1 protein-coding gene is annotated in these 242 nt (G+C 69.0%); it reads left to right on the forward strand.

Annotated elements, in window-relative coordinates; genetic code table 11:
- Window positions 1-61: 61 nt before the first annotated feature.
- Window positions 62-242 (forward strand): hypothetical protein (locus SB816_RS34430; RefSeq protein WP_410548550.1); only part of this gene is annotated, 181 nt, incomplete at its 3' end.

The following is a 242-nucleotide window of genomic DNA, read 5'->3' on the forward strand; positions in this document are numbered from 1 at the left end:
GGCGGCGCATCCCGGCCGGTGGTTTCGGCTTCGGCTTCCGGTTCAGCGTAAAGGAGCGCCCATGCCAGCCGAGCTGAAGCGCATCGCGAGTCAGGTCGCGAATGCGGGGCGCAAGCCGTTCGAGCCCGGCCGCGCGCGTCGCTACCAGCAGTTGCTGCTGTACGGCGGCGGCTTCGCGGTGACGCTGTTCATCCTGATGTGCGCGCTGCTCGTCACGCGGCTCGACGTGCAGGACTATCGCG

The organism is Achromobacter sp. SIMBA_011 (assembly GCF_046535435.1).
Lineage (GTDB): Bacteria > Pseudomonadota > Gammaproteobacteria > Burkholderiales > Burkholderiaceae_B > Achromobacter > Achromobacter dolens.